Raw genomic sequence first — 20,746 nt, forward strand, 5'->3', positions numbered from 1 at the left:
CGTCCTGCCGCCGACGTCGTCGGTCGAGGCGGGCGCGGCGCGGCTGCGGGCCCTCCCCACCGGCGGGCGCACGCCGCTGGCCGCCGGGCTGGTCCGCGCGGCGGAGGTGCTGCGCGCCGAGCGGCTGCGCGACCCGGCGCGGCGCCCGCTGCTCGTGATCGTCACCGACGGGCGCGCGACCGCCGGCGGCGACGGCGACGTGGCGCGGGCCGCCGGGCTGCTCGCGGGGACGGCCGGGATCGTCGTCGACTGCGAGGACGGCCCCGTCCAGCTCGGCCTCGCCGGACGGCTCGCGACGCGGCTCGGCGCACGCCTCGTGCCGCTGGGCGACCTCGACGGGATCGTGCGCGATCAGCGGAAGGCGGCCTGAGATGCCCCAGGGGAAGCCCGTGTCCGTCCCCGACGACGGACTGACCACGCGGCAGCGCCGCAACCGGCCGCTGCTGATCGTCCACACCGGTCCAGGGAAGGGGAAGTCGACGGCGGCGTTCGGGATGGCGCTGCGGGCGTGGAACCAGGGCTGGCCGGTCGCGGTGTACCAGTTCGTGAAGTCGGCGAAATGGCGGATCGGCGAGGAACGCGCGCTGCTGGTCCTGGGCGAGAGCGGCGAGGGCGGGCCGGTCGCGTGGCACAAGATGGGCGAGGGCTGGTCGTGGCTCCGGCGGCCGGGCGCCGAGGACGACCACGCCGCGAACGCGCGCGAGGGCTGGGCGCAGATCAAGCGCGACCTGGCCGCCGGGACGCACCGCTTCTACGTCCTGGACGAGTTCACCTACCCGCTCAAGTGGGGCTGGCTCGACCTGGACGACGTCGTCGAGACGCTCACGTCCCGTCCCGGCGACCAGCACGTCGTCGTCACCGGGCGGGACGCGCCCGACCGGCTCGTCGAGGCCGCCGACCTCGTCACGGAGATGGGCAAGGTCCGGCACCCCATGGACGCCGGGCAGAAGGGGCAGCGGGGCATCGAGTGGTGACCGCGGGGCGCGTCCCACGGCTGGTGGTCGCGGCGCCGGCGTCCGGGAGCGGGAAGACGACGGTGGCGACCGGGCTGATCGCGGCGCTGCGGGCGCGCGGCCTGGCGGTGTCCCCGCACAAGGTCGGGCCCGACTACATCGACCCCGGCTATCACGCGCTCGCCGCCGGACGCCCGGGCCGCAACCTCGACCCCTGGCTGGTCGGCGAGGACCGGATCGCGCCGCTGTTCCTGCACGGCGCCGCCGGGTGCGACGTCGCCGTGGTCGAGGGCGTGATGGGCCTGTTCGACGGGCGCGGCGACGGCGGCTTCGCGTCCACGGCCCATGTCGCGCGGCTGCTCGCCGCGCCCGTCGTGCTCGTGGTGGACGCCGCCCGGCAGAGCCGTTCGGTGGCGGCTCTCGTGCACGGCTTCGCGTCGTTCGAGCCGGACGTCCGGGTCGGCGGGGTCGTCCTCAACCGGATCGGGTCGGACCGGCACGAGGAGCTGTGCCGGGCCGCGCTGGCGGCGGCGGGCGTGCCGGTGCTCGGCGCGGTCCGCCGCGACGACGCGGTCGTGACGCCGTCCCGGCACCTCGGCCTGATCCCGGCGGCCGAGCGCGGGACCGAGGCCGTGCGCGCGGTCGACCGGCTCGGCGACCTGATCGCCCGCTCCTGCGACCTGGACGCGCTGCTACGGCTCGCCGCCACCGCTCCCCCGCTGCCGGGCCGGGCCTGGGATCCGTCCGAGCAGGTGGAGGCGTTGCCGGGACGTCCGGTGGTCGCCGTCGCGGGCGGGCGGGCGTTCACCTTCTCCTACGCGGAGCACGCCGAACTGCTGCGCGCGGCGGGCGCCGACGTCGCGGTCTTCGACCCGCTGCGCGACGAGGCGCTCCCGGACGGCGCCGCCGCGCTCGTCATCGGCGGCGGGTTCCCGGAGACGCACGCCGCCGAACTCGCCGCCAACGCGCCGATGCGCGCGGCCGTCGCCGCTTTCCCCGGCCCGGTCGCGGCGGAATGCGCGGGCCTCCTCTACCTGTGCGAGGAACTCGACGGGCGTGAAATGTGCGGACGGGTGCCCGGACGGGCGCAGATGACGCCGACGCTGACGCTCGGATACCGGGACGCGGTCGCGGTGGCGGAGTCGCCGCTGACCCGTCCGGGCGAACGGTTCCACGGCCACGAGTTCCACCGGACGGCCCTGACCACCACCGCCGGTCCCCTCTTCCAGTGGAAGGACGGGAGAGACGGGTTCGGGGACGACCGGATCACCGCGTCTTACCTGCATCTGCACTGGGCCGGGCACCCGGAGGCGGCTCAGCGGCTGGTGTCGTCCGCGTCGCCCCCGTCGTCCGCGTCGCCCCCGTCGTCCTCCAGGTCGCCCTCCGCCTTGAGGTAGACCTCCTGGAGGCCCTGGAGGACCTCCGGGTCCGGGTGCTCCCACATGCCGCGCTCGGCCGCCTCCAGCAGCCGTTCGGCGATGCCGTGCAGCGCCCACGGGTTGGACTCCTGCATGAACGCGCGGTTCTCCTCGTCCAGGACGTAGGCGGCGGTGAGCCGGTCGTACATCCAGTCGGCCATGACGCCGGTGGTGGCGTCGTAGCCGAACAGGTAGTCGACGGTCGCGGCCAGCTCGAACGCGCCCTTGTAGCCGTGCCGGCGCATCGCGGCCAGCCAGTTCGGGTTGACGACGCGGGCGCGGAAGATCCGCGCGGTCTCCTCCGACAGCGTCCGGGTGCGGACCGCGTCCGGGCGGGTGCTGTCGCCGACGTAGGCGGCCGGGTCGCGGCCGGTCAGCGCCCGCACCGTCGCGATCATGCCGCCGTGGTACTGGAAGTAGTCGTCAGAGTCGGCGATGTCGTGCTCGCGGGTGTCGATGTTCTTGGCGGCCACGGCGATCCGCCGGTAGGCGCTCTCCATGTCGGCGCGGGCCGGGACGCCGTCCAGGTCGCGGCCGTAGGCGTGGCCGCCCCACACCGCGTACACCTCGGCGAGGTCGGCGTCGTCGCGCCAGGTGCGGCTGTCGATGAGCGGCAGCAGGCCCGCGCCGTACGCGCCGGGCGCGGAGCCGAAGACGCGGAGGGTGGCGCGCCGGTCGTCGCCGTGCCGCTCCCGGTCGGCGTTCACGTGGGCGCGGACGTGATTGGCGTCGTCGGGCTCGTCGAGGGCGGCGACGAGGCGGACGGCGTCGTCCAGCATCGCGACGACGTGCGGGAACGCGTCCCGGAAGAACCCGCTGATGCGGACGGTCACGTCGATGCGCGGCCGGCCGAGCTCGGCGGGCGGGACCGGTTCGAGGCGGGTGACGCGGCGGGACGCCTCGTCCCACTCCGGGCGGACGCCGAGCAGCGCCAGCACCTCGGCCACGTCGTCGCCGGCCGTGCGCATCGCGCTCGTCCCCCACACCGACAGGCCCACCGAGCGCGGCCATTCGCCGTGGTCGGCGCGGTAGCGCGCCAGCAGCGACTCGGCCATCGCCTGCCCGGTCTCCCAGGCGAGGCGGCTGGGCACGGCGCGCGGGTCCACCGAGTAGAAGTTGCGGCCGGTCGGCAGGACGTTGATCAGGCCGCGCAGCGGCGAGCCGCTCGGCCCGGCCGGGACGTAGCCGCCGTCCAGCGCGTGCAGGACGTGGTCCACCTCGTCGGTCGTGCGGGCCAGGCGCGGGACGACCTCCGTCGCGGCGAACGCCAGCACCCGCGCCACGAGCCCCCTCCGCTCCTCGGGCGCCCGGGCGGCGACCTGGGGAACCGCGTCCGGCGACCAGCCGGCGTCCTCCATCGCCTGGACGAGGGAGCGGGCCGCGGCCTCGGCGGCGTCGACGTCGGCGAGCGCCTCGGTGCCGTCCTCGGCGAGGCCGAGCGCCTCGCGCAGGCCGGGCAGCGTCTCGCGTCCCGACCACATCTGCCGGGCGCGCAGCATGGCCAGCACCAGGCCGACGCGGACCGCGCCGGACGGCGCCTCGCCGAGGACGTGCAGGCCGTCGCGGATCTGCGCGTCCTTCACCTCGCACAGCCAGCCGTCCACGTGCAGGACGAAGTCGTCGAACTCGGCGTCGTGGGGACGATCGTCCAGGCCGAGGTCGTGGTCGAGCTTCGCGGCCTGGATGAGCGTCCAGATCTGGGCGCGGATCGCGGGCAGCTTCGCCGGGTCCATCGCGGCGATGGTGGCGTGCTCGTCCAGGAGCTGTTCGAGGCGGGCGATGTCGCCGTAGGTCTCGGCGCGGGCCATCGGCGGGACCATGTGGTCCACGAGCACGGCGTGCGCGCGGCGCTTGGCCTGCGTGCCCTCGCCGGGGTCGTTGACGAGGAACGGGTAGACCAGCGGGACGTCGCCGAGCGCCGCGTCGGTGCCGCACGACGCCGACATGCCCGCCGCCTTGCCGGGCAGCCATTCCAGGTTGCCGTGCTTGCCGACGTGCACGATCGCGTGCGCGCCGAACTCGTCCGACAGCCAGCGGTAGGCGGCCAGGTAGTGGTGGCTCGGCGGCAGGTCGGGATCGTGGTAGATCGCGATGGGGTTCTGCCCGAACCCGCGCGGCGGCTGCACCATGACGACGACGTTCCCGGCGCGGAGCGCGGCGAGGACGATGTCGCCGTCCTGGACGAACAGCCTCCCGGGCGGCGGGCCCCAGTGCCGCTCCATCTCGTCCCGCAGATCCTGCGGGAGGGTGCGGTACCAGCGCTCGTAGGACGCGGCGGAGATCCGGACGGGGTTGCCCGCGAGCTGCTCCTCGGTGAGCCAGTCCTCGTCCTGCCCGCCCGCCGCGATCAGCGCGTGGACGAGCGCGTCCCCGTCCTGCTCGGCGACGCCGGGGAAGCCGTCGCCGAGGTCGTATCCGGCGCCATCGAGCCGGGCCAGGAGCCGGACGGTGCTCGCCGGGGTGTCCAGCCCGACGGCGTTGCCGACGCGGGAGTGCTTCGTCGGGTACGCCGACAGCATCACGACCAGGCGCCGCCCGGCGGTCGGCGTGTGCCGCAGGCGGCCGTGCCGGACGGCGATGCCCGCGACCCGGGCCGCGCGCTCGGGGTCGGCGGCGTAGACGGTCAGGCCGTCCTCGCCGGTCTCCTTGAACGAGAACGGGACGGTGATGATCCGTCCGTCGAACTCGGGGATGGCGACCTGCGACGCGGCGTCGAGCGGGGACAGGCCGTCGTCGCTCGCCTCCCAGTCGGCCCGGGGCATGGTGAGGCAGAGGCCCTGCAGGATCGGGACGTCCAGTTCGGCGAGGGCGCCGACGTCCCACGCCTCGTCGTCGCCGCCCGCCCCGGCCGTCGCGGGCCGCGACCCGCCCGCCGCGAGGACGGTCACGACCAGCGCGTCCGCTTCGCGGAGCGTGTCGAGCAGCGCGGGTTCCGCCGTGCGCAGCGAGGAGCAGAACACCGGCAGCGCCCGTCCGCCCGCGTCCTCCACGGCGGTGCACAGCGCCTCGACGAAGCCGGTGTTCCCGGCCACGTGATGCGCGCGGTAGTACAGGACCCCGACCACAGGGCCTTCGGAGGCGCGGGGCTCACGCTCCAGCCGTCCCCACGTGGGGGTGGGCTGCGGCGGCGCGAACCCGCGGCCGGTCAGCAGCACGGTGTCGCACAGGAAGGCGTGCAGCTCGGTCAGGTTCGCGGGGCCGCCGTGCGCGAGGTAGGCGTGCGAGTCGGCGCACACGCCGCCGCTCACCGTGGAGAGCTCCATCAGCTCCGCGTCAGGCGCCTGCTCACCGCCGAGCACGACCACCGGCCGCGGGCCCGCCAGCAGGGCGTCCAGGCCGTCCTCCCAGGCGCGCCGCCCGCCGAGCAGCCGGACGACGACGAGATCGGCGCCCTCGACCAGGTCGGGCAGGTCGTCCACGGCGAGCCGCGCGGGGTTGCCGAGGCGGTAGGCGGCCCCGGACGCGCGGGCGCTCAGCAGATCGGTGTCGGACGTCGAGAGCAGCAGGACGATGCGCTCCTGCGCGGACGTGTCGGCGGACACGGCGGATCCTCCCCTGGGGTCCTCGCCCCGGTCGCGGGTGTCACGACGGCTGGAGTGTCCTGGCTTCCGGATCGGCGCTCGCCCCGGCCTTCCCGTCCCTGCGGACAGTGGCCGTGTGCGGGGTTCGCTCCCCGGTGACAGTGGCGGGACCGCGCCGGATTCCCACCGGCTTCCTCCACTGCCGTCGTCGATCAGAAGCGTACGGCAGCGCGGGCCGCCCGCAAACAGTGGCCGAGCGGAGCTCGTCCTTTGACCGGCGGCGGGCGGGGGACGGGAGGACGGGGGTTAACATCCTCATCGTGCCGAATGTCCAAGCGATGGGGAGGTCGCGTGCCGACGCGTGCCCCGGGACGCTGCAAACTCACGACGCCGCGGACGGCCCGCTGGCGCGCGTCCGCGTCCCCGGCGGTGCGGTGACGTCCGCGCAGCTCAGGACGCTCGGCGCCGCCGCCCGCGAGCTGGGCCTCGACGTCATCGAGCTGACATCCCGAGGCAACCTCCAGCTGCGCGGAGTGCGCGACCCGGCGGCGCTCGCGGAACGGGTCGCGGCCGCGGGACTGCTTCCGTCGCCCGCGCACGAGCGGGCGCGCAACATCGTCGCCTCGCCTCTCGGCGGACGCGGGAGGCACGGCGTCCTCGGCACGGATCCGCTGGTCGCGGAACTCGACCTCGCGCTGTGCGCGCGTCCACGGCTGGCCGGGCTCCCGGGCCGGTTCCTGTTCGCGCTGGACGACGGCACCGGCGACGTCGCGTCCCTGAACGCCGACCTGACGCTGACTCCCCATGGACTGCTCCTGGCCGGAGCCCGCCTCGACCTGCCGTACGAGAACGCCGTGACGGTGCTGGTCGCGGCGGCGGAGGCGTTCCTCGACGTCCGCGGCGACGCGTGGCGGCTGGCGGAGGTGCCGGACGGGGCGCGCCTCGTCGCGGAGCGGCTCGGCGGCAGCCCGGCGGACGGGCCGCGCGTCCCCGAGCCCCCGCCTCCGCATGCCGGGATCATCGACCAGCGGGACGGACGGGTCGCGCTGGAGGCCGTCCCGCCGCTGGGACGGCTGACGGGAGCCCAGGCCGAGACGCTCGCCGAGATCTCCGAGGACGTGCGGATCACGCCGTGGCGCAGCGTCGTCGTCCGGGACCTGACCCGGGCGGGCGCACGTCAGCTCGCGGGACGGCTGGGCGCGGCGGGATTCGCGACCGATCCGGACTCGCCGTGGGTCGGCGTCAGCGCGTGCACGGGCAGCCCCGGCTGCGCGAAGTCGCAAGGCGACGTCCAGGGCGAGGCCCGCCGCTGGGTGGACGCCCTGGACCGCGCACCGGAGACCCGCGTCCACTGGACGGGCTGCGACCGCCGCTGCGGGATGCCCCGCGGCACGGTCGTCCTGAAGACGGCGAGCGGAGCGGAGCGGTGACCGGCTACATCCGCGACGGCGCCGAGATCTACCGGCGGTCGTTCGCGACCATCCGCGCGGAGGCCGACCTGTCCGGCCTGCCGGACGACGTGGCGCGCGTCGCCGTCCGCATGATCCACGCCTGCGGGATGACCGACCTCGTCGACGACCTCGCGTGGTCGCCGGGGGTCGTCGCGAAGGCGCGGGCCGCGCTGCTGGACGGCGCGCCGGTGCTGTGCGACGCGCGGATGGTCGCGTCAGGCATCACCCGGGCGCGGCTGCCCGCGGGCAACGAGATCGTGTGCACGCTCGGCGACCCGCGCGTCCCGGCGCTCGCGGCGCGGCTCGGCACCACCCGCAGCGCGGCGGCCCTCGACCTGTGGCTGGACCGGCTGGACGGCGCGGTCGTCGCGATCGGCAACGCGCCGACCGCGCTGTTCCGGCTGCTGGAGCTGGTCGGGGACGGTGCGGGCCGTCCGGCGGCGGTCCTCGGCGTGCCGGTCGGGTTCATCGGCGCGGCCGAGTCCAAGGACGCCCTCGCCGCGAGCGACCTGCCGCACCTGGTGGTGCGCGGGCGGCGCGGCGGAAGCGCGATGACGGCGGCGGCCGTCAACGCCATCGCCAGCGAGACGCTATGACCGCAGCGGAGCGAGGATCATGGCGCGAGCCAACTCGGGGGTCTGGGGGTCGCCCCCCAGAGAGGCAGGGCGGAGTGATGGCGGGGCGGCTCTACGGCGTGGGCGTCGGACCCGGCGACCCCGAGCTGGTCACCGTGAAGGCGGCCCGGCTGATCGGCGCGGCGGACGTGGTCGCCTACCACTGCGCCCGGCACGGCCGCAGCATCGCGCGCGGCGTCGCCGAGCCCTACCTGCGCGGCGGCCAGATCGAGGAACAGCTCGTCTACCCGGTGACCACGGAGACGACCGACCATCCCGGCGGCTACCACGGCGCGCTGGAGGAGTTCTACACCGCCTGCACGGCCCGGCTCGCCGCGCACCTCGACGCGGGCCGGACGGTGGTCGTCCTGAGCGAGGGCGACCCGCTGTTCTACGGCTCCTACATGCACCTGCACAAACGTCTCGCGCCCCGCTACCCGGCCGAGGTGGTGCCGGGCGTCACCTCGGTCAGCGCGGCGTCGGCCGCGGCGGGACGCCCGCTGGTGGAGCGCGAGGAGACGCTGACCGTGCTGCCCGGCACGCTCCCCGCCGGCGAGCTGACCGAGCGGCTGCGCTCCGCGGACGCGGCGGCCGTCCTCAAGCTCGGCCGGACGTTCCCCAAGGTCAGGCAGGCGTTCGAGGACGCCGGACGGCTCGGCGACGCCTGCTACGTCGAACGGGCCGCGACCGACCGGCAGCGGATCGCGCCCCTCGCCGACGTCGATCCGGCGGACGTCCCGTACATGTCGCTGGCCCTGCTGACCAGCCCGGCCGAGAAGACGTTCACCGCCGCTCCCCCGGAGGCGCTGGGAGGGCCGGGAGGCGTCACGGTCGTCGGGCTCGGCCCGGCGGGACGGCCCTGGCTCACCCCGGAGGCGCAGGACGTCCTGTCGTCCGCCACCGACCTCGTCGGCTACGGCCCGTACCTGGACCGGGTGCCGCCGAACCCGCGGCAGCGGCGGCACTCCAGCGGCAACCGCGTCGAGGCCGACCGGGCCCGGCACGCGCTGGCGCTGGCCCGGGACGGCGCGCGGGTCGCCGTCGTCTCGTCCGGCGACCCCGGCGTGTTCGCGATGGCGACCGCCGTGCTGGAGGCGGCGGCCGAGGACGAGTTCGCTGACGTGCCGGTGCGGATCGTCCCCGGGCTGACCGCGGCCCAGGCCGTCGCCGCCCGCGCGGGCGCGCCGCTCGGCCACGACTTCTGCGTCCTGTCGCTGTCGGACCTGCTCAAACCCTGGGACGCGATCGCCCGGCGGATCACCGCCGCGGCCGAGGCCGACCTGGTGCTCGCCCTCTACAACCCGTCGTCGAGCCGCCGCAGGCACCAGTTCCCGGCGGCCCGGGACCTGCTGCTGGAGCACCGCTCACCCGAGACGCCGGTCGTGATCGGACGCGACGTCGGCGGCCCCGAGGAGAGCGTCACCGTGACGACGCTCGGCAAGCTCGACCCCGACGACGTCGACATGCGCTGCCTGGTCATCGTCGGATCGTCCACGACCCGGGTCACCGACCGAGGCGTGGTCTACACGCCCCGCCGCTACCCCTGAGCCCAGCGCGCGGCGGCGGCGACGTCACCGGTCGTCTCGACCCCGGCCGGCGGGCGCGGCCGATCCACCATGATCACCGGCAGCCGGGCGGCGCGGGCGGCGGTGAGCTTCGCGCGGGTCATCGTCCCGCCGCTGTCCTTGGTGACCAGCACGTCCAGGCGGTGCTCGCGGATCAGCGCGCGCTCGCCGTCCACCGTGTAGGGGCCCCGGGAGAGCAGCACGCGCACGTTGGACGGGACGGGCGGCTCGGGCGGGTCGACGGACCTGGCGAGGAACCACGCGTCCGTCCGGGCGGCGAACACCGGGATGCCGCGCCGCCCGGTGGTGAGGAACGCGCGGGCGCCGTCCGGCAGCGCGGCGGCCGCCGCGGCGAGCGACGGGACGCGGCGCCAGGCGTCGCCGTCCCCCTCCCGCCAGCCGGGGCGGCGCAGCGCGATCAGCGGCACTCCGGCCAGCGCCGACGCCTCCGCGGCCGAGGCGCTCATCCGCTCCGCGAACGGGTGCGTGGCGTCCACGAGGCGGTCGATCCGGTGCTCGCGGAGCCATGCCGCCAGCCCGCGAGGGCCGCCGAAGCCGCCGACGCGCACCTCCCCGGCGGGCAGCCGCGGCTCCGTGACGCGCCCGGCCAGCGACGACACCGTCAGCAGACCCGGGACGCCGGACAGCCGCGCCGCAAGGCCCCGGGCCTCCGCCGTCCCGCCGAGGATCAGGACGCGCCTCACACCCGTTCCCGCTCCGCGCTGTACAGGTGGCTGTCGGGGAACGCCGACGCCGTCAGCACCCGCCCGACGACGATCACGGCGGTGCGCTTCACCCCGGCCTCGCGGACCAGGGCGGCGATGCCGTCGAGGGTGCCGCGCAGGATCAGCTCGTCCGGACGGCTGGCACGGGCGACCACCGCGACCGGGCAGTCCGCGCCGTAGTGCGGCAGCAGCCCGGCCGCCACCTCCTCGACACGCTGGACGGCCAGGTGCAGCACCATGGTGGCGCCGCTCGCGCCGAGGGTGGCGAGGTCCTCGCCCGCCGGCATCGGCGTGGCGCGCGCCGCCGTCCGCGTCAGGATCACCGTCTGCCCGACGCCCGGCACGGTCAGCTCCCGCCCCAGCGAGGCCGCCGCCGCGGCGAACGCCGGCACGCCCGGGACGATCTCGTGCGGCACGCCCGCCGCGTCCAGCCGCCGCACCTGCTCGGCGACCGCGCTGAACACCGACGGATCGCCGGAGCACAGGCGCGCGACGTCCAGCCCGTCGCGGTGCGCGGCGGTCAGCTCGGCGACGATCTCGTCCAGCGTCAGGTTCGCGGTGTCGACCAGCCGGGCGCCCGGCGGGCAGGCGTCCAGCAGGTCGCGCGGCACCAGCGACCCCGCGTACAGGCACACCGGGGCGGACTCCAGCACCCGCAGCCCCCGCACGGTGATGAGGTCGGCGGCGCCGGGACCGGCCCCGACGAAGTAGACGGTCATCAGGCGTCCTTCCAGGTCGTCCAGATGGTGTGACGGGCATCGCCGGGCGCCAGCCGGTGAACCGGCCCAGCGGCCCCGCCCGCTCGACGCCGAGGCGTAGCAGCTCGCCGCCGCGCTCCCGGCGGGCCTGCGCCACCCGCGCCTCCGATTCGAGGGTGACGGCGTTGGCGACGAGCCGCCCGCCGGGTTGCAAGGCGTCCCAGCAGTGTTCCAGCAGGCCGGGCACGGTGAGGCCGCCGCCGACGAACACGGCGTCGGGGGGCGGCAGGCCGTCCAGGGCGTCCGGCGCCCGTCCCGTCACGACCCGCACCCCGGGCACGCCGAGCGCGCCGGCGTTCCGGCCGATCCGCTCCGCGCGCTCGGGCCGGCTCTCCACCGCGACCGCCGCGCACGACGGATGCGCCCGCGCCCACTCGATCGCGACGCTGCCCGCACCGGCGCCGACGTCCCACAGCAGCTCGCCCGGCAGCGGCGCTAGACGCGACAGTGTGACCGCGCGGACCTCGCTCTTGGTGATCTGCCCGTCATGCTCGAACGCGTCGTCGGGAAGCCCGGACGCGCGGGACAGCCGCGCGGCTCCCGGTCCGGGCGCGCATTCCACCGCGACGACGTTCAGCGCTGACGCGGCGGGCTCCGTCCACTCCCCCGCGACGCCGTCCCGCACGGTCTCGTCCGCCGCGCCGAGGTCGCACAGCACGGTCATCCGGCTGGGACCGTACCCGCGCCCGGCGAGCAGCGCCGCCACGATCGCGGGCGCCTCCCGTCCCGCACCGAGCACCAGGACCCGCCTGCCGGGCGCGACGAGCGCGTTCAGGGTCTCCGCCGGACGGCCGACGAGGCTGACGACGTCCACCCGCTCCAGCGGCCAGCCGAGCCGCGCGCACGCCAGCGACACCGACGACGGATGCGGCAGCACCCGCAGGCGTCCAGGGCCGAGCAGTTCCGCGAGCGTGGAGCCGATCCCGTAGAACATCGGGTCGCCGCTGGCCAGAACGACGATCGCGCGGCCCTCGTACCGCTGGATCAGCCCGGGCAGCGCGGGCAGAAGGGGCGACGGCCAGACCACCCGTTCGGCCTTCGCTTCGGGGACGAGCGCGAGCTGGCGGCGGCCGCCGACCAGCACGTCCGCTCCCCGCAGCGTCTCGCGCGAGACCTCCGCGAGCCCCTCCCACCCGTCGGCGCCGATGCCCACGACGGAGATGACACGCGCGTCCACGAGCCTCCAACCTCGCCCTCCGGGACGAGTCGACCGAAATGCGACGACAAGCCTATAGCAGCAGCTCTGGCACACTTGGCCGGGTGAAGCGGCTCCTGATCATCGGCATCGGCGCGGGCGACCCCGACCACCTCACCTTCCAGGGCGCCAAGGCCATCGCCGCCGCCGACGTCTTCCTGCTCGTCGGCAAGGGCGAGGCCAAGGACGACCTCACCCGGCTCCGCCGCGACCTCATCGCCGCGCACGGCCGGGAACCGTACCGGATCGTCGAGGCCCGCGACCCCGAACGCGACCGCGCCGCCCCCGCCTACACGGCCGCCGTCGAGGACTGGCGCTCCCGCCGCGCCGAGATCTACGAGTCCTTCGTCGCGGACGAACTCGCCGACGGGCAGACCGGCGCGCTCCTCGTCTGGGGCGACCCCGGCCTCTACGACAGCACGCTCGCCGCCCTGGACGAGATCCGCGCCGAGTTCGAGTACGAGGTCGTCCCCGGCATCAGCAGCGTCTCGGCGCTCACCGCCCGCCACCGCGTCCCCCTCACCCGCGTGGGACGCCCCGTCCACATCACGACGGGCCGCCGCCTGGCCGCCGAGGGCCCCACCGCCGACGACGTCCTCGTCATGCTGGACGCCGCCTGCTCCTTCACCGGCGCCGGCGACGACTACCACCTCTACTGGGGCGCCTACCTCGGCACCCCCGACGAGATCCTCATCTCGGGCCCGGTCACCGAGGTCGCCGCCCGCGTCCGCGCCGCCCGCGCCGAGGCCCGCGCCCGCAAGGGCTGGATCATGGACACCTACCTCCTCCGCCGCACTCCGGGCAGCACCCGAACCCGGTAGAAACCCGGGATGGGGCGGGGCGTTTCATGTTTTGGGCGGTGGCGGGTCGCCGACGGTGTCCGGGTGCGCGGCGCCCCGGTGCGGGTGACCGGCATGGACGCGCTGTTCGTCCGGTCGAGCGAGGCGAGCGGGCCGGGAGTGCTCGCCGAGCTGACCGTCGCCGGAGTCGGCGCGCTCGCCGTCCTGGCGATCGTGTTCGGATCCGCGCTGGCGGTCCTGCCGCTGCTCATGGCCGCGATCGCGATCCTCGCCTGCTTCCTGGCCGTCTGGGGCGTCACCGCGGTCGCGGACGTGTCGTTCGTCGTCCAGTTCCTGATCGCGCTGATCGGGCTCGGCGTGGCCATCGACTACGCGCTGCTGATCACGACGCGGTGGCGGGAGGAACGCGCCAGGGGCGCCGACGAGATCGCGGTGGTCGAACGCGCGATGACCACCGCCGGGTCGGCCGTAGTGTTCAGCGGCGTCACCGTGGCCATCGCGCTGGCCGCGCTGGTCGTCCTGCCGGTGCCGTTCCTGCGCAGCCAGGGATATGGCGGCTGCTCGTCCCGCTGTTCAGCGTGCTGGTCGCGATCACGCTGCTTCCGGTCGTCCTGGCCACGGCCGGCGCCCGCCTCGACCGGGCCCGCGTCCGCACCCGCGTCCGGGTCGGCGGCCACCGGCGGTCGGAACGGTGGGCGCGGCTGGTCGTCCGGCGCCCGGCGCTCACCGCCGCCGCGGCGGCGACGCTGCTGCTGGCGTCCCTGGTCGTCCCGGCGTTCGGGATGCGCCTGGGCGCGCCCGAACCGCCCGCCACCGCCTCGTCCGGACCGGCGCGCCAAGCGCTCGACCAGCTCACCGCCTCCGCGACCGGCGCCGCCACGCGGTCCCGGGTGCGCGAGGCCATGGCGGACGTCCCCGGCACCCGGATCGGCGGCACCGCCGCGCAGGGCCGCGACTTCGTCGACGCCGTCTACGGCAACGCGCCCCTGGCCCTCACGCTGATCGTCCCGCTGACCCTGGCCCTGCTGATCCGGACGTTCCGGCCCGTCGAGCGGAGCTCGTCCGTTGGTTGGTGGTGGGTGGGCTGGAGGACGGTCCGTCCTGCTGGCGGTCAAGGCCGTGGCGCTCAACCTCCTCAGCGTCACCGCGACCTTCGGGCTGCTCGTCCTGGCCTGGCAACACGGCTACCCAATGATGTGCGCCGCCACCATCATCCCGATGAACCAGCTCAGCGCCGCACAGATGGACCGGCGGCAGCCGCGGCTCCCGCAGACGGTCAGCGCCTCCGCGCGCCACCCCGCCACGGCATCCGACGGCTCGGTCTGGCTGGGCCAGACGGTGAGCATGCCCGAGGAGGACCTGTGGACGCGGAGGTCAGGGCACGTCCGCGAGTTCGCGGCCGGACGCACCGGCATCGCGATCATCATCGCCGGGGCGTTCGTCGTGGTCACCTTCGGCCTCCGCGCCGGCTCCGGAAGAGGGCACCGGACCCCCTGACCTCAGGACCTCCCCGAAACGAACAGATTCTAGGCGCCGCCCCGAGAACCCAGGCTGTGCCCTCGCGCATTACCAGGCCTGCGTGGGGCCGGCTGCTCCGGGAGCAGGGACGGAGGACCACAACCAGGCCCTGGCGCGGGTCTCCTTGCAGCTGACGCGCAGGGGGCGGTAGGCGTCCGGGTTGATCAGGCCGCCGCGGGCGACGGCGTCGTCATACAGCCGGTCGGACACGATGAGCCCAAGGTCTGCGGAGCCGTCGGCGAGTGCCTTCTTGAACACGGCGGCTTCGAGCAGCCGGAACAGATGGAGCACCGCCTGACCGGCCACGCCGTGCGCATCGCGGTGGACGTGACCGGCATGGACGGCGACGCGCAGCCTTAACCGCGCCGCCGGGGACGCAAGGCGGTTGGAGCGGCGGAGCACCGCGGTCAGATGATGCGCGAAGGGGTCCAGGAAATCGTCGGGGGGCACGTCGGGCGGCGCGATGATGAGCGCGCCGTCGCCACGGTCCTCTCGGTAGCAGTCCCACCAGGGAATCCGGGTGATCTCACAGGCCTCGGCCAGGCGCGCGTGCATCTGGTGACGCTGATGGAGCTGGCTGTGCTCGTCGCCGAGCAGGCCGAAGGAGCCGATGTCGACGGCGGCCAGGGTGGTGTAGAGGGGGGACGGCCCGGCGTGCGGCCGGACGGCGACCTCCCCGTCCGGCGGGGGCGGCAGCGGTTCGACGACGCGCAGATTGTGGGCGCTGGCCATGATCGCTGAACTCCGTTCGTGCGGCTTCGTGGTGTCGGCCTGCTCTGGCGGGAGATCCAGGCGGTGTCGAGAATCGGCCTGGCATAAGGTCATTAATTGCCCGCCCATTTTGGCTCGGGGTCTCCCCTGGTTCAGATCTAGCAGATCGGCTAGGAGGGGTTCGGAGCCCTTGACAAGAGTGCGACCTTTACTAGCGCCCGAGGGCGGCAGCGAAACTTTCCGAACTTTGGCGAATTTCTCCGGGTGATGGCGGACAATGACGGGCAATGATGCCTGCCGGAGCCCGTCTACCATGCCGCCACGTCCACGTCCCCTGAACCCGTCGGTCCCCGTGGAGCGCTTCGCGCTGGCCCTGCGCCGCCTGCACCGGGACGCGGGCAGGCCCAAGCAGCAGGTGCTCGCCGCCGCGATGCACTGCAGCCACGCCACCGTCTCGGCCATCCTCAACGGCCACCGGTTCCCCTCCTGGGAGCAGACGGCGGCGTTCGTCCGGGCCTGCCGCGGCGACGTCCAGGTCTGGCGACCCCGATGGGTTGACGTGGACCGGGAGATCAGCGCGGAACTCTCCCCGGACCACGGGGAGGAGGCATTGCTGCGCGCCTCCTCGTCGCCCGTCCAGCAGCTGACCGGACGCCATCACTACAAGGCCCTGACCGCCCAGATCCGCGAGACCCAGTCACGCATCCTTACCACCTATATCCGTGTGACGCCGCCGTTGTACTTCGTCGGGTTCACCGACCGCGACACGGGAGACGCCGCGGAGGAGTACTTCGCCGAGTTGGGCAATTGGCTCCTTGTAGAGGGGGCGCGTTCAATGTGCCGCCTGATCTGCCTGCCCAACCGGGAAATGATCGAATGGGCCAGAGAGCACCACGAGAGAAGCAGAGATCTCCCGAACTACGAAGTGCGAGTCGTCGACTGGCAGATCAACGCGGACCCCGTAAACCTGGCCGTCTTCGACGACACGACCGCTTTCCTCACGTTCGCGGCCGGCACCGCCCAGGAGATGACCGGCTTCCGCATCGACGACCGGAACCTCGTGCGCGACGCCACCGGATACTTCGGCCGGCTCTGGTCCAGCGGCATCCCGCTCGCTGATCGGCTCGCCGAACTCTGAAACACGTCCTAGGCCAGAAGTTGATTCGTAGCGGCCATCGTGCCGAGAATATCGTCGGCCGGCGCCGGGAGGTCCTTGGCATAAGCGTTGATCATCATGTACTTGCCGACTTCCGCGAAGTCGGTCGGCCCCATTCCGGGGAAGATCATAGCCAGTTCGGCACGCCGCGCTGACATCGGCTCCCACCCAACCTAGGTGGACGAACCCATCAGGAACGTCCTCATGACATCGATAAAGTGCCGGTCTCTTCAATGTGCGGGACATGGCTGGAATTCTCAAAAACATGCCAATCCGCGCCCGGGATGCGTTCGACAAAGGGGCCGTGTCGTTTCGGGGGACGCTTCGTCGTGCCGACCGCTCAACACGAGGGTCGGAGTCTCGATCCGCGGGAGGAGGTCGATGACCGACCAGTCCTTCAGGCTCCCGATCACATGGAACTCGTTCGGCCCGTTCATCGTGTAGTAGACGGTCGGATCAGTATGGATTTCGAGGTAGCTGGCCTTCAGTTCGAGCGGCCACGGCAGCCGGCAGACATGGCGTTCGTAGTAGACGCCGACGGCTTCGAGATACTCCGCGGAATCCGTCGTCCCGGCGGCCTCGTGCCGCAGGAGGACCTGCTGGACGTCAGGAGGAAGCGCGGAGCGCAGCCGGGCGGCCTCCTTCAGCCGCAGCGGCATGGACGCCGGCGAGTTCGCGATCACCAGCCGCCTGAGGCCCCGGGGCCTTCTCGCGGCATGCGCCGCGGCCAGCATGCCGCCCCAGGAATGGCCGAACAGGACGTACTCATCCGAGAGCTTGAGCCCGTCCAGGAGGTTGTCGAGCTCGGCCAGAAAGAGAGCAACGCTCCAGAAGTCCGCCGGCCAATCCGGCAAATGCGTGGACTTGCCATTGCCGAGCTGATCATAATGCACGACGGGCTCCAAGCCCCTGAACGGCACGATCCCCTGGACGCTGGGCGACTGGAACTCCATGAGCCTTCCCCGGCGCGCCATTAACCAGCGTGATTTGCGATCGAAGTTAGATCAACCCCGGCGCCGCGGGCAATGAAAAGGCGATGTGATCTAGCCCACATCCATCCAATCTGCGATATTGGTAACGGACGGTAAGGGAGCCCGGTCACCGTCTCTCACCTGCACAGATGGAACCGTGGACATCCTCCGACGCTCTGCACGCCGGCGGACGCCTCATTTCCGTACGGACCCCAGAAAGGTACAAATCACCGGGATTGGGCCCTCCATTGCGTCCGCCGGCCCGCTGAGACAACTGAATTCGCTGGCGGCGGCACCTGGATTCAACTCGAAGACGGCCTGTGGGTAGCATGCCTGCTCGTTGATCGGCGAGAGGGCGTCGGCGAGAGGGCGCGGGTGAGTGAGTGAACAAGTCGACGCGGTCGTCCAGCGGATCATTGCTGGGCCGCTGGCTGCTGCAGGGGCTGCACCGGCCCGGACGCCAAGCGGGGCCGCATCTTCGGCGTAAGCCCGATCATGAAGAGGTCACGCACAAACAGCATCGCTGGTGGCAGGTCATGTGCCTCACCGGCGTCGACTATTTCTCCACGCTGGGCTACCAGCCGGGCATCGCGGCCCTGGCCGCGGGGGCGCTGAGCCCGATCGCCACCGTCCTGCTGGTGGCGCTGACCGTGTTCGGCGCGTTGCCGGTGTACCGGTCGGTGGCCGGGCAGAGCCCGCACGGTCTGGGGTCGTTGTCGATGCTGGAGAAGCTGCTGCCCGGATGGCGCGGCAAGCTGCTGGTGCTGTTCCTCCTCGGCTTTGTGGCCACCGCGTTCATTGTGACGATCACGCTGTCGGCCGCCGACGCCACCGCGCACGTGCTGCACAACCCGTTCGCCCCCGACTGGATGGCCGGATGGCAGGTGCCGGTGACGCTGGTGCTGATCGCGGCGTTGGGCGGGGTGTTCCTCGCCGGGTTCAGCGAGGCGATCTCGATCGCGGTCGTGCTGGTGGCGGTCTACCTGTCGCTGAACGTGGTGGTGGTCGGCAGGGCGCTCGCCGAGGTGCTGGGCAACCCGGAACTGGTGACCGACTGGCAGGACGTGCTGACCGCCGACTACTCCAGTCCGCTGGCGATGATCGCCGTCTCGGTGTACGTGATGCCCAAGCTGGCCCTGGGCCTGTCCGGCTTCGAGACCGGCGTGGCGGTGATGCCGCTGGTGAAGGGAGACCTCGACCGGCGGATCCGGGGGACGCGCAAGCTGCTGACCACGGCGGCCGCCATCATGAGCGTCTTCCTGATCACGTCGAGCTTCGCCACCACCGTGCTGATCCCGAAGCGGGAATTCGAGGAGGGCGGCCAGGCCAACGGACGCGCCCTGGCCTATCTGTCCCACAAATACCTGGGCGACTGGTTCGGCAGTCTCTACGACCTCTCGACGATCGCGATCCTGTGGTTCGCGGGGGCCTCGGCGATGGCCGGGCTGATCAACATCGTGCCCCGGTACCTGCCCCGCTACGGCATGGCGCCGGACTGGACGCGGGCCACCCGGCCGATGGTGCTCATCTTCACCGGCGCCTCGTTCGCGATCACGGTGCTGTTCAACGCCGAGGTGGAGGCCCAGGGTGGCGCGTACGCCACCGGGGTGCTCGCGCTGATCCTCTCGGCGGCGGTGGCGGCGACGCTCTCGGCGTGGAAACGGCGGCGCCGCCGGGCGGCCGTCGCGTTCGGCGCCGTCATGCTGTTCTTGTCGTACGCGACGATCGCCAACATCATCGAGCGGCCCGACGGCCTGGTGATCGCGATTCTGTTCTGCGCGGCGATCGTCGTCACGTCCCTGCTGTCCCGCGCCACCCGGTCGACCGAGCTGCGGGTCACCTCCGTCACGTTCTCCGACGCGGCCCGCCGCTATCTCACCGAGATGGGCGAGATCCGGTTCATCGCCAACGAACCGCACGATCGCGACCCCAAGGAGTACGTCGACAAGGCCCTGGAGGCATGGGCGCTGCACCGCCTGCGCAGCGACGAACGGGTGACCTTCCTGGAGATCACCGTCTCCGACGCCTCGGAATTCGAGATCGAGCTGTACGTGACCGCCGAGGAACGGCACGGGTACCGGATCCTGCGGGCCGAAAGCCCGAGCGTCTCCAACGCGATCGCGGCGATCCTGCTGCACGTGCGCGACGAGACCGGCCGGCTGCCGCACATCTACTTCCATTGGGCCGAAGGCAATCCGGTGGGGGCGCTGCTGCGCTACCTGGTCTTCGGCGGCGGCGACGTCCCCCCGCTCACCCGTGAGATCCTGCGCCAGGCCGAACCCGACATCGAACGCCGCCCCGCCGTCCACGTCGGCTGATCGTCCGATCCGTGATCGTCCGCACTGGGCGCGCTTGGGGAGGTGGAGCGCGGTCGTCCCGGGTCGCCGGCAGGCGTACCGGAGGATTCTCGGCAGAATTTCCGGAGGCCTTGTCGGATCGGGGCGGCGGTGTTCGTCGCAGGGGTGAGGCCGTCCGCACGGGGCGCCCGAGGAGAGGAACGGAACGATGACCGATTCGCCGGCGACCGGTGGAACCAGGCCCTTCCGGTTCGGGGTCGTCGCCCCGCTCAGAACAGACCTGGCGACGTGGCGAGACCGGGTTCTCCGTATCGCCGACAGCGGATACTCCACGCTGCTGATGCCCGACGTCCCGCGATGGCAGCCGGCGCCCGCCCCCACGCTGGCCGTCGCGGCCACCCTCGCCGATCTGCGGGTCGGCACCTGGGTGTACGCCTCCCCGCTGCGCCCGGCTTGGAGCACCGCGTGGGAGGCGCACTCGCTGACGGTGCTCACCGGCGGTCGCTTCGAGCTGGGCATCGGCACCGGCAGGCCCGGCATCGAAGACGAACTCCGCGAGCTGGGGCTGCCCGTCGCACCGCCGGGCGAGCGGCTGGCCCAGGTGCGTGAGACCGTGACGGCGCTGCGGGATCTCGACGGCCCCGGCTCGCACACTCCGGTGGTGATGGCCGTGCGCGGGCCGAAGGCCCGGGCAGTGGCGGCCGAGGTCGCGGACACGGTCGCCTTCGCACTCATGCCGGGAGACGAACGGGTCGAGATCACGCGGGTGGTACGCGACTTCCGCACCGTCCGGGACGTCGAACTCGCGCAACACGTGGCGGTGATCGGCGACACGGTCGCGCCGTTCATGGCGCCCCCCGACACCGACCCTGCGGCGCTTCGCGCGGCGGACTCGCTGGCGGTGCTTCCGGACGACCCCGCGGCGGCCGCCGAGGAGATCCAGCGCCGACGGGAGGAGATCGGCTTCTCCTATTTCGTCTTCGGCGCCGACGCCGCCGACAAGCTCGCCCCGGTCGTAGCCGACCTCGCCGGACACTAGGCCGACGGGCCAGCGCGCCGACGGCCCGACGGGCCAGCGGGCCAGCGGGCCAGC

At 73.4% G+C, this 20,746-nt stretch carries 17 protein-coding genes, 2 pseudogenes and 1 riboswitch; of the genes and pseudogenes, 12 read left to right on the plus strand and 7 right to left on the minus strand.

Going from position 1 to position 20,746, the window contains the following annotated elements:
- The 3 genes and pseudogenes from ACH34T_RS19395 to ACH34T_RS19405 form a co-directional block, all read left to right on the plus strand.
- Positions 1-370: pseudogene (locus tag ACH34T_RS19395) on the plus strand (magnesium chelatase); the annotation flags it as partial.
- 1 nt (position 371) lies between these two features.
- Positions 372-974: a cob(I)yrinic acid a,c-diamide adenosyltransferase gene (gene cobO / locus ACH34T_RS19400; protein ID WP_395993569.1), complete on the plus strand. Its 603-nt coding sequence runs from the start codon at positions 372-374 to the stop codon at positions 972-974.
- Between the two features lie 20 nt (positions 975-994).
- Positions 995-2,350 carry a cobyrinate a,c-diamide synthase gene (locus ACH34T_RS19405; protein WP_395993792.1) on the plus strand — a complete coding sequence of 452 codons (1,356 nt, stop codon included), beginning with the start codon at positions 995-997 and terminating at the stop codon, positions 2,348-2,350.
- Here ACH34T_RS19405 and cobN read toward each other — a convergent pair.
- The gene (cobN, locus tag ACH34T_RS19410) at positions 2,269-5,913 is read right to left on the minus strand and encodes a cobaltochelatase subunit CobN (RefSeq protein ID WP_395993570.1); all 3,645 of its coding nucleotides are present in this window, start codon (positions 5,911-5,913) and stop codon (positions 2,269-2,271) included. The genes ACH34T_RS19405 and cobN overlap by 82 nt on opposite strands.
- A gap of 52 nt (positions 5,914-5,965) precedes the next feature.
- A riboswitch (cobalamin riboswitch) is annotated at positions 5,966-6,089 on the minus strand.
- A 123-nt stretch (positions 6,090-6,212) separates the two neighbouring features.
- On the opposite strand from cobN, the gene ACH34T_RS19415 reads away from it, so the two are divergent.
- The 3 genes from ACH34T_RS19415 (at position 6,213) to ACH34T_RS19425 (ending at position 9,504) form a co-directional block, all read left to right on the plus strand.
- Positions 6,213-7,322, plus strand: coding sequence for a precorrin-3B synthase (locus ACH34T_RS19415; RefSeq protein WP_395993571.1), 1,110 nt, complete (start codon positions 6,213-6,215; stop codon positions 7,320-7,322).
- The gene (locus tag ACH34T_RS19420) at positions 7,319-7,939 is read left to right on the plus strand and encodes a precorrin-8X methylmutase (protein ID WP_395993572.1); all 621 of its coding nucleotides are present in this window, start codon (positions 7,319-7,321) and stop codon (positions 7,937-7,939) included. The genes ACH34T_RS19415 and ACH34T_RS19420 overlap by 4 nt, the downstream gene beginning before the upstream one ends.
- A gap of 77 nt (positions 7,940-8,016) precedes the next feature.
- On the plus strand, positions 8,017-9,504 hold the full coding sequence (locus tag ACH34T_RS19425) for a precorrin-2 C(20)-methyltransferase (RefSeq protein ID WP_395993573.1): 1,488 nt from the start codon (positions 8,017-8,019) through the stop codon (positions 9,502-9,504).
- Here the strand turns inward: ACH34T_RS19425 and ACH34T_RS19430 are convergent.
- The 3 genes and pseudogenes from ACH34T_RS19430 to cbiE form a co-directional block, all read right to left on the minus strand.
- Entirely contained in the window at positions 9,495-10,226 is a 732-nt protein-coding gene (locus ACH34T_RS19430) for a cobalt-precorrin-6A reductase (RefSeq protein ID WP_395993793.1), read from the minus strand. The genes ACH34T_RS19425 and ACH34T_RS19430 overlap by 10 nt on opposite strands.
- On the minus strand, positions 10,223-10,966 hold the full coding sequence (cobM, locus tag ACH34T_RS19435; RefSeq protein ID WP_395993574.1) for a precorrin-4 C(11)-methyltransferase: 744 nt from the start codon (positions 10,964-10,966) through the stop codon (positions 10,223-10,225). The genes ACH34T_RS19430 and cobM overlap by 4 nt, the downstream gene beginning before the upstream one ends.
- Before the next feature lie 214 nt (positions 10,967-11,180).
- Positions 11,181-12,257, minus strand: a pseudogene (gene cbiE / locus ACH34T_RS19440) (precorrin-6y C5,15-methyltransferase (decarboxylating) subunit CbiE); the annotation flags it as partial.
- Positions 12,258-12,265: 8 nt separating this feature from the next.
- Between cbiE and cobF the strand changes: the two are divergent.
- From cobF to ACH34T_RS19455, 3 genes are all read left to right on the plus strand, one after another.
- Positions 12,266-13,021: a precorrin-6A synthase (deacetylating) gene (gene cobF / locus ACH34T_RS19445; protein WP_395993575.1), complete on the plus strand. Its 756-nt coding sequence runs from the start codon at positions 12,266-12,268 to the stop codon at positions 13,019-13,021.
- 63 nt (positions 13,022-13,084) lie between these two features.
- Entirely contained in the window at positions 13,085-14,002 is a 918-nt protein-coding gene (locus tag ACH34T_RS19450) for an MMPL family transporter (RefSeq protein ID WP_395993576.1), read from the plus strand.
- Positions 14,003-14,065: 63 nt separating this feature from the next.
- Positions 14,066-14,497: a hypothetical protein gene (locus ACH34T_RS19455; RefSeq protein WP_395993577.1), complete on the plus strand. Its 432-nt coding sequence runs from the start codon at positions 14,066-14,068 to the stop codon at positions 14,495-14,497.
- A gap of 69 nt (positions 14,498-14,566) precedes the next feature.
- Here the strand turns inward: ACH34T_RS19455 and ACH34T_RS19460 are convergent, their stop codons facing one another.
- Positions 14,567-15,250 carry a hypothetical protein gene (locus ACH34T_RS19460; RefSeq protein WP_395993578.1) on the minus strand — a complete coding sequence of 228 codons (684 nt, stop codon included), beginning with the start codon at positions 15,248-15,250 and terminating at the stop codon, positions 14,567-14,569.
- A gap of 292 nt (positions 15,251-15,542) precedes the next feature.
- Between ACH34T_RS19460 and ACH34T_RS19465 the strand changes: the two genes are divergently transcribed.
- The gene (locus tag ACH34T_RS19465; protein ID WP_395993579.1) at positions 15,543-16,367 is read left to right on the plus strand and encodes a helix-turn-helix domain-containing protein; all 825 of its coding nucleotides are present in this window, start codon (positions 15,543-15,545) and stop codon (positions 16,365-16,367) included.
- A gap of 8 nt (positions 16,368-16,375) precedes the next feature.
- On the opposite strand, the gene ACH34T_RS19470 is transcribed toward ACH34T_RS19465, so the two are convergent.
- Both ACH34T_RS19470 and ACH34T_RS19475 read right to left on the minus strand, forming a co-directional pair.
- Positions 16,376-16,543, minus strand: a complete 168-nt coding sequence (locus ACH34T_RS19470) for a hypothetical protein (RefSeq protein ID WP_395993580.1) — start codon at positions 16,541-16,543, stop codon at positions 16,376-16,378.
- 99 nt (positions 16,544-16,642) lie between these two features.
- On the minus strand, positions 16,643-17,338 hold the full coding sequence (locus ACH34T_RS19475; RefSeq protein WP_395993581.1) for an alpha/beta fold hydrolase: 696 nt from the start codon (positions 17,336-17,338) through the stop codon (positions 16,643-16,645).
- A 401-nt stretch (positions 17,339-17,739) separates the two neighbouring features.
- Here ACH34T_RS19475 and ACH34T_RS19480 point away from each other — a divergent pair, with 401 nt between their 5' ends.
- On the plus strand, positions 17,740-19,674 hold the full coding sequence (locus tag ACH34T_RS19480) for an amino acid transporter (RefSeq protein WP_395993582.1): 1,935 nt from the start codon (positions 17,740-17,742) through the stop codon (positions 19,672-19,674).
- A 187-nt stretch (positions 19,675-19,861) separates the two neighbouring features.
- Entirely contained in the window at positions 19,862-20,692 is an 831-nt protein-coding gene (locus tag ACH34T_RS19485) for an LLM class flavin-dependent oxidoreductase (protein ID WP_395993583.1), read from the plus strand.
- Positions 20,693-20,746: the final 54 nt, after the last annotated feature.

The organism is Actinomadura sp. 9N215 (assembly GCF_044326345.1).
Classification (GTDB): domain Bacteria; phylum Actinomycetota; class Actinomycetes; order Streptosporangiales; family Streptosporangiaceae; genus Spirillospora.